Annotated in this window: 16 protein-coding genes; 5 read left to right on the top strand and 11 right to left on the bottom strand. The window is 72.2% G+C overall.

The annotated features are described in order from the left end of the window. Nucleotides 1-26: 26 nt before the first annotated feature. Both CRP52_RS24345 and hisI read right to left on the bottom strand, forming a co-directional pair. Nucleotides 27-1,550 carry an anthranilate synthase component I gene (locus CRP52_RS24345; RefSeq protein ID WP_097238335.1) on the bottom strand — a complete coding sequence of 508 codons (1,524 nt, stop codon included), beginning with the start codon at nucleotides 1,548-1,550 and terminating at the stop codon, nucleotides 27-29. Between the two features lie 87 nt (nucleotides 1,551-1,637). After that, the gene (gene hisI / locus CRP52_RS24340; RefSeq protein WP_097238334.1) at nucleotides 1,638-2,009 is read right to left on the bottom strand and encodes a phosphoribosyl-AMP cyclohydrolase; all 372 of its coding nucleotides are present in this window, start codon (nucleotides 2,007-2,009) and stop codon (nucleotides 1,638-1,640) included. A 132-nt stretch (nucleotides 2,010-2,141) separates the two neighbouring features. Here hisI and CRP52_RS37730 point away from each other — a divergent pair, with 132 nt between their 5' ends. The 3 genes from CRP52_RS37730 (at nucleotide 2,142) to CRP52_RS24325 (ending at nucleotide 4,021) form a co-directional block, all read left to right on the top strand. Next, nucleotides 2,142-2,714, top strand: coding sequence for a hypothetical protein (locus tag CRP52_RS37730; RefSeq protein ID WP_143685817.1), 573 nt, complete (start codon nucleotides 2,142-2,144; stop codon nucleotides 2,712-2,714). 36 nt (nucleotides 2,715-2,750) lie between these two features. Further along, on the top strand, nucleotides 2,751-3,389 hold the full coding sequence (locus CRP52_RS24330; protein WP_097238332.1) for a TIGR03085 family metal-binding protein: 639 nt from the start codon (nucleotides 2,751-2,753) through the stop codon (nucleotides 3,387-3,389). Nucleotides 3,390-3,490: 101 nt separating this feature from the next. Next, entirely contained in the window at nucleotides 3,491-4,021 is a 531-nt protein-coding gene (locus CRP52_RS24325) for a GNAT family N-acetyltransferase (protein ID WP_097238331.1), read from the top strand. Nucleotides 4,022-4,116: 95 nt separating this feature from the next. On the opposite strand, the gene CRP52_RS24320 is transcribed toward CRP52_RS24325, so the two are convergent. The 5 genes from CRP52_RS24320 to CRP52_RS24300 form a co-directional block, all read right to left on the bottom strand. After that, nucleotides 4,117-5,256, bottom strand: coding sequence for an FG-GAP-like repeat-containing protein (locus CRP52_RS24320; protein WP_097238330.1), 1,140 nt, complete (start codon nucleotides 5,254-5,256; stop codon nucleotides 4,117-4,119). Nucleotides 5,257-5,324: 68 nt separating this feature from the next. Then, complete coding sequence (locus tag CRP52_RS24315) at nucleotides 5,325-7,376, bottom strand: glycoside hydrolase domain-containing protein (protein ID WP_097238329.1); 2,052 nt, start codon at nucleotides 7,374-7,376, stop codon at nucleotides 5,325-5,327. A 206-nt stretch (nucleotides 7,377-7,582) separates the two neighbouring features. Next, nucleotides 7,583-9,001 carry a C40 family peptidase gene (locus CRP52_RS24310; RefSeq protein WP_257032831.1) on the bottom strand — a complete coding sequence of 473 codons (1,419 nt, stop codon included), beginning with the start codon at nucleotides 8,999-9,001 and terminating at the stop codon, nucleotides 7,583-7,585. Between the two features lie 107 nt (nucleotides 9,002-9,108). Next, nucleotides 9,109-9,384: a hypothetical protein gene (locus CRP52_RS24305; RefSeq protein WP_097238328.1), complete on the bottom strand. Its 276-nt coding sequence runs from the start codon at nucleotides 9,382-9,384 to the stop codon at nucleotides 9,109-9,111. Nucleotides 9,385-9,421: 37 nt separating this feature from the next. Continuing rightward, the gene (locus CRP52_RS24300; RefSeq protein WP_097238327.1) at nucleotides 9,422-9,667 is read right to left on the bottom strand and encodes a hypothetical protein; all 246 of its coding nucleotides are present in this window, start codon (nucleotides 9,665-9,667) and stop codon (nucleotides 9,422-9,424) included. Nucleotides 9,668-9,987: 320 nt separating this feature from the next. Here CRP52_RS24300 and CRP52_RS24295 point away from each other — a divergent pair, with 320 nt between their 5' ends. Both CRP52_RS24295 and CRP52_RS24290 read left to right on the top strand, forming a co-directional pair. Then, nucleotides 9,988-10,974 (top strand): LuxR C-terminal-related transcriptional regulator, encoded by a 987-nt coding sequence (locus CRP52_RS24295; protein ID WP_097238326.1) that lies wholly within the window; start codon nucleotides 9,988-9,990, stop codon nucleotides 10,972-10,974. Nucleotides 10,975-11,142: 168 nt separating this feature from the next. Continuing rightward, nucleotides 11,143-11,922: a VOC family protein gene (locus CRP52_RS24290; protein WP_097238325.1), complete on the top strand. Its 780-nt coding sequence runs from the start codon at nucleotides 11,143-11,145 to the stop codon at nucleotides 11,920-11,922. A 71-nt stretch (nucleotides 11,923-11,993) separates the two neighbouring features. Here CRP52_RS24290 and hisF read toward each other — a convergent pair whose 3' ends face one another. From hisF to hisH, 4 genes are read right to left on the bottom strand one after another with little or no spacing between them, the layout of a single operon-like run. Next, nucleotides 11,994-12,764: an imidazole glycerol phosphate synthase subunit HisF gene (hisF, locus tag CRP52_RS24285; protein ID WP_097238324.1), complete on the bottom strand. Its 771-nt coding sequence runs from the start codon at nucleotides 12,762-12,764 to the stop codon at nucleotides 11,994-11,996. Then, entirely contained in the window at nucleotides 12,761-13,216 is a 456-nt protein-coding gene (locus CRP52_RS24280; protein ID WP_097238323.1) for a RidA family protein, read from the bottom strand. The genes hisF and CRP52_RS24280 overlap by 4 nt, the downstream gene beginning before the upstream one ends. Next, nucleotides 13,213-13,938: a bifunctional 1-(5-phosphoribosyl)-5-((5-phosphoribosylamino)methylideneamino)imidazole-4-carboxamide isomerase/phosphoribosylanthranilate isomerase PriA gene (gene priA, locus CRP52_RS24275; protein ID WP_097240307.1), complete on the bottom strand. Its 726-nt coding sequence runs from the start codon at nucleotides 13,936-13,938 to the stop codon at nucleotides 13,213-13,215. The genes CRP52_RS24280 and priA overlap by 4 nt, the downstream gene beginning before the upstream one ends. Before the next feature lie 17 nt (nucleotides 13,939-13,955). After that, complete coding sequence (gene hisH / locus CRP52_RS24270; protein ID WP_097238322.1) at nucleotides 13,956-14,591, bottom strand: imidazole glycerol phosphate synthase subunit HisH; 636 nt, start codon at nucleotides 14,589-14,591, stop codon at nucleotides 13,956-13,958. Nucleotides 14,592-14,616: the final 25 nt, after the last annotated feature.

Here is a 14,616-nt window from a genome sequence, read left to right as displayed (position 1 = left end):
CGGCCGCCTCCCTCAGGACAGCTACCTCAGGACAGTTCCGGCCTCCGCAGCGTATTGGCCGTGGCAACGGCCCGCAGCACGGCGGCCGCCTTGTTGCGGCACTCGGTGTCCTCGCCGTGCGGGTCCGAGTCGGCGACCACGCCCGCGCCGGCCTGCACGTACGCCGTACCGTCGCGCAGCACCGCGGTACGGATCGCGATCGCGGTGTCGGAGTCCCCGGCGAAGTCCAGGTAGCCGACGCAGCCGCCGTACAGGCCGCGGCGGGTGGGCTCCAGCTCCTCGATGATCCGCATCGCCCGCGGCTTGGGCGCACCCGAGAGGGTGCCGGCCGGGAAGCAGGCGGTCAGCACGTCGTAGGCGGTCCGCCCGGGCGCGACCTTGCCGGTGACGGTGGAGACGATGTGCATCACGTGGCTGTAGCGCTCGATCTGCATGAAGTCGACCACCTCGACGCTGCCCGGCTCGCAGACCCGGCCCAGGTCGTTGCGGCCGAGGTCCACCAGCATCAGGTGCTCGGCCCGCTCCTTGGGGTCGGCCAGCAGTTCGGCGGCCAGCGCCGCGTCCTCGTGCGGGGTGGCGCCGCGGTGCCGGGTGCCGGCGATCGGGTGCAGCATCGCCTCGCCGTCGGTGACCTTGACCAGCGCCTCCGGGCTGGAGCCGACCACGTCGAAGCCGCCCTCGGCGGTGCCGTCCGGCCCGGGGAAGCGGAACAGGTACATGTACGGGCTGGGGTTGGTGGTGCGCAGAACGCGGTAGACGTCGAGCGCGGAGGCCGGGCAGGGCGCCTCGAAGCGCTGCGAGGGCACCACCTGGAAGGCCTCGCCGGCCCGGATCCGCTCCTTGATCTCCTCCACCGCGGCCCGGTAGGGCGCCCCGCCGAAGGGCGAGTGCACCTCGCCGGTGCCGGCCGGGGTGAAGGTGGCCAGGCCCGGGTCGACCGGCTTGACCAGGTCGGCCTCCATCGCGTCCAGGCGGCCCATCGCGTCCGCGTAGGCCTCGTCCACGCCGGTGTCCAGGTCGTTGTGGTTGACGGCGTTGGCGATCAGCAGCACCGTGCCGTCGGCGTGGTCGAGGACCGCGAGGTCGGTGGCCAGCAGCATGGTCAGCTCGGGGAGCTTGAGGTCGTCCGGGTTGAGGTCGGGCAGCTTCTCCAGCCGGCGGACGATGTCGTAGCCGAGGTAGCCGACCAGGCCGCCGGTCAGCGGGGGCAGACCGTCGTCCTGGTGGCGCGGGGTGTGCAGCGCCTCCAGGGCGGCGCGCAGCACCTGCAGCGGGTCGCCGGTGGTGGGGATGCCGACCGGCGGGGTGCCCAGCCAGCGGGCGTCGCCGTCCTCGCCGACGGTGAGCGTGGCGGCGCTGCGCACCCCGACGAAGGAGTAGCGCGACCAGCTGCGGCCCTGCTCGGCGGATTCCAGCAGGAAGGTGCCGGGCCGCTCCTCGGCGAGGCTGCGGTAGAGGCCGATCGGGGTGAGGCCGTCCGCGAGGAGCCTGCGGGTGACCGGGATGACCCGGGTGTCGACGGCGAGCTTGCGGAAGGCTTCGAGGTCCATGCGGGGCGGCACCTTCTTGAGTTCTCGGGTTCTCGGGTTCTCGGACTGTTGGGCTGTTGGGCTGTTGCGCTATTGGGCGGGCTGGGCTCAGGAGAGCGGGAGCACGTCGGCGTCGAAGCAGGTGCGGTCGCCGGTGTGGCAGGCCGCGCCGGTCTGGTCGACCTTCACCAGCAGGGTGTCTCCGTCGCAGTCCAGTGCCACCGACTTGACCGCCTGGACGTGGCCCGAGGTGTCGCCCTTCACCCAGTACTCGCTGCGGCTGCGGCTCCAGTAGGTGCAGCGGCCGGTGGTGAGCGTGCGGTGCAGCGCCTCGTCGTCCATCCAGCCGAGCATCAGCACCTCGCCCGTGTCGTACTGCTGCGCGATGGCCGGCAGCAGGCCGTCCTCGGTGCGCTTGAGCCGGGCGGCGATCTCGGGGGCGAGGGCGGTCGTGCCGGGAGTGGCGGGTGTGGTGGACATGGGGCCATTGTGTCAGCCCGACCGGCCGCCCCGGCGGGGTCCTCCGATCTCCGGTGCCGACGGGCCGGCCGTACGGGGCGAGTTCGGCCAACCGCCTGCCGGGCGGGCCCTCCGTGGGCCATCCTCATGGCCATGACCTCCGAGCAGCCGCCCGCAGCCGCGGCCCGCCCGTCCCGCGGCCTGGTCCTCACGGTCGCCGCCGTGCTGGTCGTCCTCCTCGCGGTGGTGGCCACCGCGGTCCTCTGGCCGGACGACGAGGAGCCCGCCGCCGCGCCGCCGCCCCCGCCCAGCCCCACGGCCACCCCGACGCCGACCCCCACCCCCACACCGACCCCGACCAGGCCGCAGCCGCCGTACGCCTTCTTCCCGGTCGGCGCCTGCTTCGACCACCCCCAGCTCAGCCCGGTGATCACCAGGGCCGAGGAACGCCCCTGCACCGGCGACCACGACGGCGAGGTCATCGCCGACCTGAAACTCCCCGACAACCTGGCCGGCGAACTCCCCATCGCCCTCGCCATGCACGACGGCTGCAAGGAGGCCGAAGCCGCCGCCAGGGCCAGGCAGACCGACGGCCGGACCTACTACGGCCGCCAGTTCGGCCCCGCCCTCGTCAACTACCAGCAGGGCTGGCGCGACTACACCTGCACCCTCACGGCGAGCAACAAACAGGGCGGCCCCAAACTCAGCGGCCAGCTCCGGCCCTAGGCTCCGGCCCAAGGCTCTGGCCCTAGGCTTGCCACCATGTCGAACCACGCGCTCGCCGAACGCCACCGCCTCGCCGAACTCCTCACCGCCGCAGGGCCGGACGCCCCCACCCTGTGCGCCGGGTGGACCACCCGGGACCTCGCCGCGCACCTGGTGATCCGCGAGCGCCGCCCCGACGCGGCGGCCGGCATCCGGATCAGCGCCCTGGCCGGCCGGACGCAGCGCGTGCAGGACGAGTACGCCGCCCGGCCGTACGAGGACCTGGTCCGGCTCTTCCGGGCCGGCCCGCCCGTCTACTCCCTGTTCGCCCTCCCCGGCGCCGACGAGGCCGCGAACACCGTCGAGTACTTCGTCCACGCCGAGGACGTCCTGCGCGCGGCCGACGACTGGACCCCGCAGCCCGTCCCGCCCGGCCGCGCCGAAGCCCTCTGGCGCCGCCTCCCGATGATCGCCCGCCTCGAAGCGGGCCGCCGCTCCCCCGTCCGCCTCACCCTCACCCACCCCGACGGCCGCTCCCTCACCGTCGGCCCGGCCGGCGCCCCCACCGTCCACCTCACCGGCGACCCCGCCGAACTCGTCCTCTTCACCTACGGCCGCGGCGCCCGGACCACCCTCACCGTCGACGGCGCCCCCGACGCCGTCGAGGCCCTGCGCCACGTCCTCCCGCTGCCCTGACCCCCGGACACAGGAAGTCGGCCAGGACGACTTCCTGTGCGGCCGACTTCCTGTGCCCAGGCGGCGACCGGCCCGCCCATGACACCCGGAGGACCACCCGCGTGACCGTCGAGCTCCGCCACCACACCACCCTGACGCCCGAGGCCCGGCAGGACCTGCTGGACGTGTACACCGACGTACGGGCCCCGCTGCTGCACCTGCCGAACTACGGCGTCGCGGCGTTCCTCGAACGCCTCGACCGGCACGCCGCCGAGCCGGGCTTCGAACTCGTCCTCGGCCACGACGGCCGGACCGCGGTCGGATACGCCTACGGCAACACCGTCGACGCCGACGACCCGTACTGGAAGCGCATGGCCGAGCCGCTGCCCGAGGGCTTCACCGGCACCCCGGTGGTGGCCCTCAAGGAGATCGGCGTCCGCGCGCCCTGGCGCGGCACCGGCACCGCCCGCCGGATCCACGACTCCCTGCTGGCGGCCCGTACCGAGACCCGGGTCACCCTGATGGTCAACCCGCTCGCCGGCGACGGCAAGGTCCGGCGGCTCTACGAGTCCTGGGGCTACCGGCCGTTCAACGTCCAGCGGCCGACGCCGGATTCGCCGCGATTGAGCGTGATGATCCGCCCGAGCCACTGAATCCCGTGCAGCGGGCCCGCCGGTCGGGGAGTTCCCTGACCGACGGGCCCGCCGTACTGAGCCCCGCTACCGGGTCGACGCCGTCCGACCCCCGTTTACCAGCCGCCGGTGCCGATCTCGGTGCGGGAGCTCAGGCCCTTGCCGGTGCCCTTGTAGAGGTAGAGCTTTCCGGTCTCCCCCGGGGCGGACTCCACGGCCGCCAGGTCACCGATGCCGTCACCGGTGAAGTCCGCACCCGCGTAGTCGGAGATCCCGTTCCAACCGCCGTTGCCGATCTCCACCCGGTCCCCCAGACCGTGGCCCGTGCCCGGGTACAGCCACAGCTTCCCGGTGGACGTCTCGGTCGCGACCAGGTCGTCCTTGCCGTCCTTGTTCATGTCACCGGGGCTGACGATCTTGTTCATCCCGTTCCAGCCACCGGAACCGATCTCCACCCGCTTGCCCAGCGCCCCGCCGAGGCCCGGGTAGAGGAAGAGCTTCCCGGTGGAGTTCTCGCTCGCCACGACGTCGGCCACACCGTCGCCGTTGAAGTCGCCCACCGCGGTGTTGTTCATGCCGTTCCAGCCACCGCTGCCGAGCTCGATCCGGCCCTCGACGCCGTGGCCGTTGCCGGGGTAGAGCCACAGCTTGCCGGTCGACTTCTCGGTCGCCACGATGTCGTCCCCGCCGTCACCGTTCAGGTCGCCCACGGCCAGGTTGCTCATCCCGTTCCAGCCGCCGCTGCCGATCTCCACCCGGCTCTTCAGCGTCCCGGTCCCCGTGCCCGGGTACAGCCACAGCTTGCCGGTCGACACCTCCACCGCCACCAGGTCCTTCTTGCCGTCGCCGTTGAAGTCACCCGCCGTCAGGTTGGTCATCCCGGGGTCGGCCGGCCCGGCCGGGTACGGGTCGGCGTGGTCGGTCGAGAGCCCGGTGCCGGGGCTGCACGTCCAGGCGCCGGCGCCCTGGTCGGCGAGGATCTTCTCGGCGATCAGGATCTGTTCCTTCTTGGTCGCCTGGTGCGGGTAGGCCGCGTACTGGGTGCCGCCGTAGTGCTGCCAGTTGTACTCGGATATCTGCAGGCCGCCGTAGTAGCCGTTCCCGGTGTTGATGGACCAGTTGCCGCTGCTCTCGCAGGCGGCCACCTTGTCCCAGGTGCTGACGGACGCGGCGCCGGCCGTGCCGGCGAGGCCGAGAGGTGCGAGGCTCAGCGCGAAGACGGCAAGGCTCTTGCGCATACGGGTCTGTGCGGACATGGGTGTTCTCCCCCTGAAGTCGGTGCGGACGTACGTGGATTCGGGACTGCGCCGGTGCGCTTCGCGGCCTACCAGCCGCCGGATCCGATCTCGGTGCGGGAGCTCAGGCCGTTGCCGGTGCCCTTGTAGAGGTAGAGCTTCCCGGTCTCGCCCGGGTCGGAGTCCACGGCCGCCAGGTCGCCGATGCCGTCACCGGTGAAGTCCGCGCCCGCGTAGTCGGAGATCCCGTTCCAGCCACCGCTGCCGATCTCCACCCGGTCACCCAGGCCGTGGCCCGTGCCCGGGTACAGCCACAGCTTCCCGGTGGACGTCTCGGTCGCGACCAGGTCGTCCTTGCCGTCCTTGTTCATGTCACCGGGGCTGACGATCTTGTTCATCCCGTTCCAGCCACCGGAACCGATCTCCACCCGGTCCCCCAGACCACGGCCGTTGCCCGGGTAGAGGAAGAGCTTCCCGGTCGAGTTCTCACTCGCCACGACATCGTCCTTGCCGTCACCGTTGAAGTCGCCCACCGCGGTGTTGTTCATCCCGTTCCAGCCGCCGGAACCGATCTCCACCCGGTCACCCAGACCGTTGCCCGTCCCCGGGTACAGCCACAGCTTCCCCGTCGACTTCTCCGTCGCCACCACATCGTCCTTGCCATCACCGTTCAGGTCACCGACGGCCAGGTTGCTCATCCCGTTCCAGCCGCCGGTACCGATCAGCACCCGGCTCCCCAACGTGCCCGTCCCGGTGCCGGGGTACGACCACAGCTTCCCGGTCGACACCTCCACCGCCACCAGGTCCTTCTTGCCGTTCCCGTTGAAGTCACCGGCCGTCAGGTTGGTCATCCCGGGGTCGTTCACCGGCGCCTTGGCGGCGACGTCGACGTAGTTCCGGTCGATGTTGATGGTGGTCCCGCCGTGCGACTCCGTGACGTCGCCGGCGTACTGGTGGACGCGCTGGTGGTTGGACCAGTACCCCGCCGGGATGTAGCTGTCGTTGGTGTCCGCGGCGTTGTTCCAGTTCGCGGACCAGGCCACGTCGGGGCGGTCGAAGCTCGACGAGTTGTACGCGGCGGCCATGTCCTTGATCCCGCTGGAGGAGGAACTGTAGACACCGGAACGGAAGTTGAGCTCGTGCAGTCGGCCCGTCCAGCCCGACAGGTAGTTCAGCACGTTGGTGCGGTAGCCGGGCGCGTAGTCCTCCATGTCGGTGTAGAGCACCGTGCCGGTGGTGAAGCCCAGCCCCTTGGCCAGCTTGACGGCGGCCTCCGCCGCGGCTCGGCCCTGGCCCTCGGCGTCCGAGGAGGAGATCCCGGCGGCCTGGGTGCCCGCGTAGATGGGCAGCAGGTGCCAGCCGGCGCTGCTCTGCTGCGCCACCCACGACGCGGTGAGGTTGTTCTGCGCGCAGACCCGGGTCGGACCGCCGATGTAGATGCCCACGCCCCGGTAGGGCGAGGAGGCCCAGTCCGCCATCGCGCCGGAGGAGGGGGCGGCACAGGCGTCGAACGCCTTGCCGGTGTAGCCGGTGCTCGGCGTCGCCGACTCGGCCGCCGAGGTCGCACCGGGCGCGGCGAGGGCGCCGGGCACGGCCTTCGGGGGCTGCGGCACCGGGGCCGCGGTGGCGCCGGTGCCGATCGAGGCGGAGGCGAGGACGCTCTGCACCACAGTGGCGGACGCCCCGGCGTGACTGGCCGTCACGTAGACGCCGGCGCCCTCGAAGGCCACCCGCGCCTCCTGGCCGGCACTGTCCGGCAGGGTCGGGACGCCGCGCCCGGCGGGCACCGCGACGGTGGTGAGGTCGGCCCGCTCGGCAGCGCCGGCGAAGGTCTCGACGACCAGCGCGTCCGCCTTCTCCCCGATCAGGTGGGTCGGGCAGTTCTGGTCCGCGCCGGGGTGGCCGAGGTAGACGGTGTTCCGGTCGAGCCGGACGCAGGTGTCGGGCGCCTGGGCCAGGTCGACCACCGACCAGCTCGACGGCACCTGGAGCGAAAGACCTTGGTAGGTCACGGTCTTGACGCTCTGACCCGCTGCTGCAGGCTCGGCCGCCTGGGCGACCGGGGCCAGCGGCAGGACGGCGGTGAGGGCGCCGGCCGCCACGGCGAGCGAGGCGACACCCCTCAGACGGTGGTGGTTCACGGATCTCTCCAAGGAGACGGGCAGGGCGGAGCCGCCCGGGGACGGACCCGGGCAGGGCTGCACGCAGCGGGGCGGGGAAGGGTGAGCGGCGGGTGGGGGGTGGGCAGGGGTGGGCAGGGGTGGGCGGGGGCGGGCCCGCGCGGTGGTCGCGGACCCACTCCGGTTTCAGCGCCCGGCCGGGAGCGGCCGGTTGAGCCCGTAGGCGGTTACCAGCCGCCGTTGCCGATCTCGGTGCGGGAGCTCAGGCCGTTGCCGGTGCCCTTGTAGAGGTAGAGCTTTCCGGTCTCGCCCGGGTCGGAGTCCACGGCCGCCAGGTCACCGATGCCGTCACCGGTGAAGTCCGCACCCGCGTAGTCGGAGATCCCGTTCCAGCCACCGGAGCCGATCTCCACCCGGTCCCCCAGGCCGTGGCCCGTGCCCGGGTACAGCCACAGCTTCCCGGTGGACGTCTCGGTCGCGACCAGGTCGTCCTTGCCGTCCTTGTTCATGTCACCGGGGCTGACGATCTTGTTCATCCCGTTCCAGCCACCGGAACCGATCTCCACCCGGTCCCCCAGACCACGGCCGTTGCCCGGGTAGAGGAAGAGCTTCCCGGTCGAGTTCTCACTCGCCACGACATCGTCCTTGCCGTCACCGTTGAAGTCGCCGACCGCGGTGTTGTTCATCCCGTTCCAGCCGCCGGAACCGATCTCCACCCGGTCACCCAGACCGTTGCCCGTCCCCGGGTACAGCCACAGCTTCCCCGTCGACTTCTCCGTCGCCACGACGTCGTCCTTGCCGTCACCGTTCAGGTCACCGACGGCCAGGTTGCTCATCCCGTTCCAGCCGCCGGTACCGATCAGCACCCGGCTCCCCAACGTGCCCGTCCCGGTGCCGGGGTACGACCACAGCTTCCCGGTCGACACCTCCACCGCCACCAGGTCCTTCTTGTGGTCACCGTTGAAGTCACCGGCGGTCAGGTTGGTCATCCCGGGGTCGGACGGGCCGTCCTCGCGGATGGACTTGTTGCGCACCGGCACGAAGGTGCCGTAGCCGGGGTAGTACGGGTAGGGGATCTCGCGGTAGTGGACGCCGCTGCCGGTGAACTCGTAGCCCATGTAGTGGCTGGAGTCGGTCCACTTCTCGAACAGCACCACGTGGCCGCTGGCCCCGCTGTTGTCGTTGAGCAGCGCGTCGCCGGGCTTGAGGTCGCCCTTGCCGATGTTCTCGATGACGCCCCGCGGGCCGAAGGTGTCGGTGGTCAGCGAGTCGTCGAGCTTCCAGGCCATCGAGACGTAGCCCGAGCAGTCGGTGCGGTACCCGTTGTGCGAGCCGGTCCAGCTGTAGTCGAGGCCGATGCCGACCCAGGTCTTGGCGCGCTGGATCGCCTCGTGCCGGGTGACCGCGGGGGCCAGGACGGAGGCGACGGCCGACGATCCGTCAGCGGCGGGCGCCTGGGCGACCCCGACCGGCTGGCCGGCGCCGCCGTACTCGCCGCCCGCGACCGAGGCGACGGCGGCGGGGGCGGCGGCGGGGGCCGGGTCGGCGGCGAACGCGGTGCCGCCCTGGACGAGCAGGCCGAGCGACAGCGAGCCGGCCAGGCCGACGGCGACGGCGGACGTACGGAGATAGGCCTTGCGGGACATGAATACTCCTGAAAAGGGCGTTCTGAGGACCGGTGCGGCGCAGCGGCGCCCGGATCACCGGAAGAGGGAGCGCCGGAGGAAACTCCGGCAGGAGGTGTGGACGGCCGTCAGCCGGCGAGCGAAAGGCGCCAGGACCGGAAGGCCGGAGACCGCGAGAGGGCGGTGGAACAGATGGCCAGCGAATGGGCGGGGGCGTTGTCGCCGCTTCCGCCGCTGGTGAAGAGGACGAGGTCGATGGAGTCCTGACGGGCTCTCGACTGGACGTGCTCCAGGCCGCCGAAGGGATCGGCGTGGGCCCAGAGCACGTCCTTCAGGACATGGGCGTCGGCCGCGGTGGGCGGGCGCCGGTCGGGGCTCGTCAGGATGAGTCTGACAATGTGCATCGGGCTCGGTTCACGCGCCCGGCGCAGACGGCGGCGGTCACTTCTTGTTGTCCCAGCTGATGCTGCCCGGGTCGCCCAGGCCGGGCTTGCCGGTCCCGCCGTGCGCGTCGTCGCCCGTGCCGGGGTTGCCGGTGCCGGGGGTGCTGGTGCCGGGGTTGCTCGCCGCGGACACGCCCGCCGCGGTGACCGGCGTGGCGGCGGAGGCGGTGACGGCCGGAAGGGCGAGCGTGGCCAGTACTGCCGTAGCCGCGAGGACACCGGAGACGCGAGCGGTGATCCGCATGGAGAACAACCCCCTGGTTGATGGTCGGTCGGTTCGTCGGACGGACGGCGGCTGCTTCCCGCCGTCCCGCCGGCCCGGGGCTCGGGGCTCCTGCGGCTCGGTGATCCCTATCCTGCAAGCCCCGACCGGTGCTCCGGAAGGCTTGCCCTGCGGCAGCATCAGGTCTGGCAGCATGGCGCCACCCCAGCCGACCCACCTGCCCCACCCGCCTCACCGACGGACCGTCAACTCTCCTTGCACACACATGTGCGAACTGTGAGAATCACGCAGACGGCCTTGACACCAGCTGGCCGCCTGCATCGCCGCGACCGGGGGGAATCGTGCTCGAAGTCCTGGGACTGGACCCGACGGCGGAAGCCGTCTACGCAGCCTTGCTGGTCGACCCCGGGTGCGGCGTCGCCGACCTGTGCCGCCGGTTCGGCCTTTCCGAGTCCGCCGTCCGGGACGCCCTCGACCAGCTCGCGGACCTGACGCTGCTGCGCCCCTCCCAGGAGGTCTCCGGCGCGCTGCGCCCGGTCAGCCCGGCGGTCGGCCTGGAGGCCGTCATCCGCCGCCAGGAGGACGACCTCGCCCGCCGCCAGCAGGAGCTGGCCGCCAGCAAGGCCGCCGTGGCCCAGGCCGTCGCCGCCTACGCGGACCTGGTGCCCAACACCACCTCGGACGCCACCGAGCGCCTGGTCGGGATGGACGCCATCCAGGCCAAGCTCGAAATGCTGGCGCGCGGCCTCCGGGAGGAGTTCCTCGCCGCGATCTCGGGCGGGGCGCAGTCCCAGGCCAGCATGGACGCCGCCCGCCCGCTCGACCGGGACGCGCTGGAGCGCGGCGTCACCATGCGGACGCTGTACCAGGACAGCGTCCGCAACGACCAGGCCACCCACGCGTACGCCCAGTGGCTCACCGAGCTCGGCGGCCAGGTGCGGACGGCGCCCCTCCTGCCGCCGCGGCTGCTGGTCTTCGACCGGCACACCGCCGTCGTCCCGATCGACCCGGCGCGGACCCGGCTCGGGGCGCTCTGCACCAGCGAGCCCGGGCTGGTCGCCTCCCTCGTCGCCCTGTTCGAACAGGCCTGGTCCACCGCCGTACCGCTCGGCGCCGACCAGCCCACCCACCAGGACACCGGCCTCACTCCGGCCGAACGCGACCTGCTCCGGCTGCTCGGTACGGGCCTGACCGACGAGGCCGCCGGCAAGCGGCTCGGTATCTCGGTGCGCACCGTACGGCGCCAGATGTCCGCCCTCATGGAACGGCTCGACGCCGCCAGCCGCTTCGAGGCCGGCCTCAAGGCGGCGCAGCGCGGCTGGCTGTAGGGCCCGTCCTCGAACCCGCCGGTCAGGCGCTTCCCGGCTGCGGATGTCAGTGCCCGGGTGCAGACTCGCAGGTGGTCGGGAAGGGGCGTGCGCGCGTCCGACGGAACCGTTCCGGCCGCGACCGTTCCGGCCATGCCCGGTCACTCTGCGTCGAAGGGGTACCACTCCATGCTCACCACCGACTTCCCCACCGGCTCGCCCTGCTGGATCGACCTGGGCAGCCCGAACATCCCCGCCACTGCCGAGTTCTACGGCAAGGTCTTCGGCTGGACCTTCCAGGAGGTTCCCGGGACGGACGGCTACGGCTTCCTCCAGCTGGACGGCAAGACCGTCGGCGCGCTCGGCAACCTGGACGCGGGCGCGCGCTCGGCCTGGACGACGTACTTCCGCACCGAGGACGCGGACGCCACCGTGAAGGCCGTCGAGCAGGCCGGCGGCTCGGTCCGCGTCCCGCCGATGGACGTCATGGAGGAGGGCCGGTTCGCCCAGCTGACCGACCCGCAGGGCGCCGAGTTCGCGATCTGGCAGGCGGGCAACACCAAGGGCCTGGACGTGGTCTCGGAGGACGGCGCGCTGGTCTGGTCCGAGCTGCACACCTCCGGCCCGGAGGTGGCCTTCGCCTACTACGAGAAGCTGTTCGGCTGGCGGATGGAGAACTTCGAGCCGTCCCCGGGCATGACCTACCGGGTGATCTCCACCGCCGAGGGGGACCTGCGGGCCGCCAGCTTCGGCGGCATCGCCCCGACGATGTCCCCGGAGCAGCCCTCCGCCTGGACGCCGTACTTCTCGGCCGCCGACGTGGACGCGGTGGTCGCCAGGGCGACGGCGGCCGGCGGTACGGTGCTGATGCCCGCCGCGGACGTGGAGAACGTCGGCCGGATCGCCTGGCTGGCGGACCCGAACGGCGCCCCGTTCGCCCTGATCCACGGCGAGCCGCAGGAATCCTGAGCGCGCGCTGAGCACACGCCGAGGGCCCGCGGTTCGCAGAACCGCGGGCCCTCGGCACAACCCTGCACAGCTCACCGCACCGGGTGCCCGGCCTCCCGCAGCGCGTCCTTGACCTCGCCGATCCGAAGGTCGCCGAAGTGGAAGACGCTGGCGGCCAGCACCGCGTCCGCGCCCGCCTCGACGGCCGGGGCGAAGTCGGCGAGCTTGCCGGCCCCGCCGGAGGCGATGACCGGCACCGAGACGGCCTTGCGCACGGCCCGGATCATCTCCAGGTCGTAGCCGTCCTTGGTGCCGTCCGCGTCCATCGAGTTGAGCAGGATCTCGCCGGCGCCCAACTCGGCTGCGCGGCCCGCCCATTCGACGGCGTCGAGGCCGGTGCCCTGGCGGCCGCCGTGCGTGGTGACCTCGTACCCCGAGGGGGTCTCCACCCCGGCGGGGCAGCGCCGGGCGTCGACCGAGAGCACCAGCACCTGCCGCCCGAACCGCTGGGCGATCTCGCGGACCAGCTCCGGGCGGGCGATGGCGGCGGTGTTGACGCCGACCTTGTCGGCGCCGGCCCGCAGCAGCTTGTCCACGTCCTCGACGGCGCGGATGCCGCCGCCGACGGTGAGCGGGATGAAGACTTGTTCGGCGGTGCGGCGCACCACGTCGTAGGTGGTCTCGCGGTCGCCGGAGGAGGCGGTGATGTCGAGGAAGGTGAGCTCGTCGGCGCCTTCGGCGTCGTAGAGCTTGGCCATCTCGACCGGGTCGCCGGCGTCGCGCAGGTTCTGGAAGTTGACGCCCTTGACCACCCGCCCGGCGTCGACGTCCAGGCAGGGGATGACACGTACTGCGAGGGTCACGGCTGTTCGCCTTCCAAGACTTCCAGGGTCTTTGCCAGCCCGGATCGGTAGGCGTCGAGCTCGATCTCGACCATCATCCGGGAGTCGATCAGTCCCTCGACCACCACCATGGTGGCCACCGGGCGTGCGGCGTCGAAGAGCTCGCGGTGGGCGCGGCCCACTTCCTCGGCGTCGCGGACGTGGGTGATGTACATCCGGGTGCGGACCACGTCGTCCGCGGTCAGACCGTACGCGGCCAGGGCCTTGAGGCCGACGCCGAACGCGGCGAGGGTCTGCCGGTACGGGTCGCCCTCGTGCTCGATGTGGCCGTCCACCCAGGCGGTGGAGCCGGCCACGTGCACGTGGTCACCGGCGGCGACGGCCCGGGAGTAGCCGAACTCCTCCTCCCAGGGGGAGAAGCCACCCACCCGACCCGCCACGACCTGCCCGCGCACGATCCGACCTTCGGTCATCCGGAAACCGCCTCCAGGGCCTCTTCGAGGGTGAACTTCTGCTCGTAGAGTGCCTTGCCCACGATGGCGCCCTCGACACCCACCTCGACCAGACCCGCGATGGCCCGCAGGTCGTCCAGCGAGGAGACGCCGCCGGAGGCGACCACCGGGCGGTCGGTGGCGGCGCAGACGTCGCGCAGCAGCTGCAGGTTGGGGCCGGTCAGGGTGCCGTCGCGGTTGACGTCGGTGACGACGTAGCGGGCGCAGCCCTCCGCGTTCAGCCGGTCCAGCACCTCGAAGAGCTGGCCGCCGTCGCGGGTCCAGCCGCGGCCGCGCAGGGTGGTGCCGACGACGTCGAGGCCGACGGCGATCTTGTCGCCGTGCTCGGCGATGGCCTTGGCGACCCACTCGGGGGCCTCCAGGGCGGCGGTGCCCAGGTTGACGCGGGTGCAGCCGGTGGCGAGCGCGCGGGCGAGCGACTCGTCGTCGCGGATGCCGCCGGACAGCTCGACCTTGATGTCCAGCTGGCCGGTGACCTCGCGCAGCAGCTCGTAGTTCGAGCCGGTGCCGAAGGCGGCGTCGAGGTCGACCAGGTGCAGCCACTCGGCGCCCGCGTTCTGCCAGGCGAGGGCGGCGGCCAGCGGCTCGCCGAAGGAGGTCTCGGTGCCGGAGGCGCCCTTGACCAGGCGGACGGCCTGGCCGTCGCGGACGTCGACGGCGGGCAGCAGCTCAAGGCTCATCAGTAACAACTCTCAGACGCTCAGAGGGTGTTGACCCAGTTGGTCAGCAGGGCGGCGCCGGCGTCGCCGGACTTCTCGGGGTGGAACTGGGTGGCCCACAGCGGGCCGTTCTCGACGGCGGCGACGAACGGCTGCCCGTGCGTGGCCCAGGTGACCAGCGGCGGGTTGATCCGCGCGCTGTGGGTCTCCAGCTCCCAGTGCCGCACGCCGTAGGAGTGCACGAAGTAGAAGCGGGTGTCCGGGTCGAGGCCGGCGAACATCCGGCTGCCCTCGGGGACGTCCACGGTGTTCCAGCCCATGTGCGGGACGACCGGGGCCTCCAGCGGCTCGACGGTGCCAGGCCACTCGTCACAGCCGGGCGTCTCCACGCCGTGCTCGACGCCCTTCTCGAAGAGGATCTGCATGCCGACGCAGATGCCCATGACCGGGCGGCCCCCGGCGAGGCGGCGGCCGACGATCCAGTCCCCGCGGACGGACTTCAGCCCGCGCATGCACGCCTCGAAGGCGCCCACGCCGGGGACGAGCAGGCCGTCCGCGGCCATCGCGGTGTCGTAGTCGGAGCTGACCGTGACGTTCGCCCCGGTCCGCTCCAGGGCGCGCTGCGCCGAGCGGAGGTTGCCGGAGCCGTAGTCGAGGACGACGACGTTCTTGCCCATGTTCAGGTGTCCAGTCTCTCTACTA

Source organism: Streptomyces sp. 1331.2 (genome assembly GCF_900199205.1).
GTDB lineage: Bacteria > Actinomycetota > Actinomycetes > Streptomycetales > Streptomycetaceae > Kitasatospora.
The sequence above is the reverse complement of the archived record's forward strand: the minus strand, read 5'-3'. Positions and strand labels throughout refer to the sequence as shown.

Excerpts from the sequence above, each read along its gene's own strand:
- CRP52_RS24305 (WP_097238328.1), bottom strand. The coding sequence starts at position 9,384 with ATGCACATTGTCAGACTCATCCTGACGAGCCCCGACCGGCGCCCGCCC.
- CRP52_RS24310 (WP_257032831.1), bottom strand. The coding sequence starts at position 9,001 with ATGTCCCGCAAGGCCTATCTCCGTACGTCCGCCGTCGCCGTCGGCCTG.
- CRP52_RS24330 (WP_097238332.1), top strand. The coding sequence starts at position 2,751 with ATGTCGAACCACGCGCTCGCCGAACGCCACCGCCTCGCCGAACTCCTC.
- CRP52_RS24280 (WP_097238323.1), bottom strand. The coding sequence starts at position 13,216 with ATGACCGAAGGTCGGATCGTGCGCGGGCAGGTCGTGGCGGGTCGGGTG.
- CRP52_RS24345 (WP_097238335.1), bottom strand. The coding sequence starts at position 1,550 with ATGGACCTCGAAGCCTTCCGCAAGCTCGCCGTCGACACCCGGGTCATC.
- CRP52_RS37730 (WP_143685817.1), top strand. The coding sequence starts at position 2,142 with ATGACCTCCGAGCAGCCGCCCGCAGCCGCGGCCCGCCCGTCCCGCGGC.
- CRP52_RS24300 (WP_097238327.1), bottom strand. The coding sequence starts at position 9,667 with ATGCGGATCACCGCTCGCGTCTCCGGTGTCCTCGCGGCTACGGCAGTA.
- hisH (WP_097238322.1), bottom strand. The coding sequence starts at position 14,591 with ATGGGCAAGAACGTCGTCGTCCTCGACTACGGCTCCGGCAACCTCCGC.
- CRP52_RS24290 (WP_097238325.1), top strand. The coding sequence starts at position 11,143 with ATGCTCACCACCGACTTCCCCACCGGCTCGCCCTGCTGGATCGACCTG.
- hisI (WP_097238334.1), bottom strand. The coding sequence starts at position 2,009 with ATGTCCACCACACCCGCCACTCCCGGCACGACCGCCCTCGCCCCCGAG.
- CRP52_RS24320 (WP_097238330.1), bottom strand. The coding sequence starts at position 5,256 with ATGTCCGCACAGACCCGTATGCGCAAGAGCCTTGCCGTCTTCGCGCTG.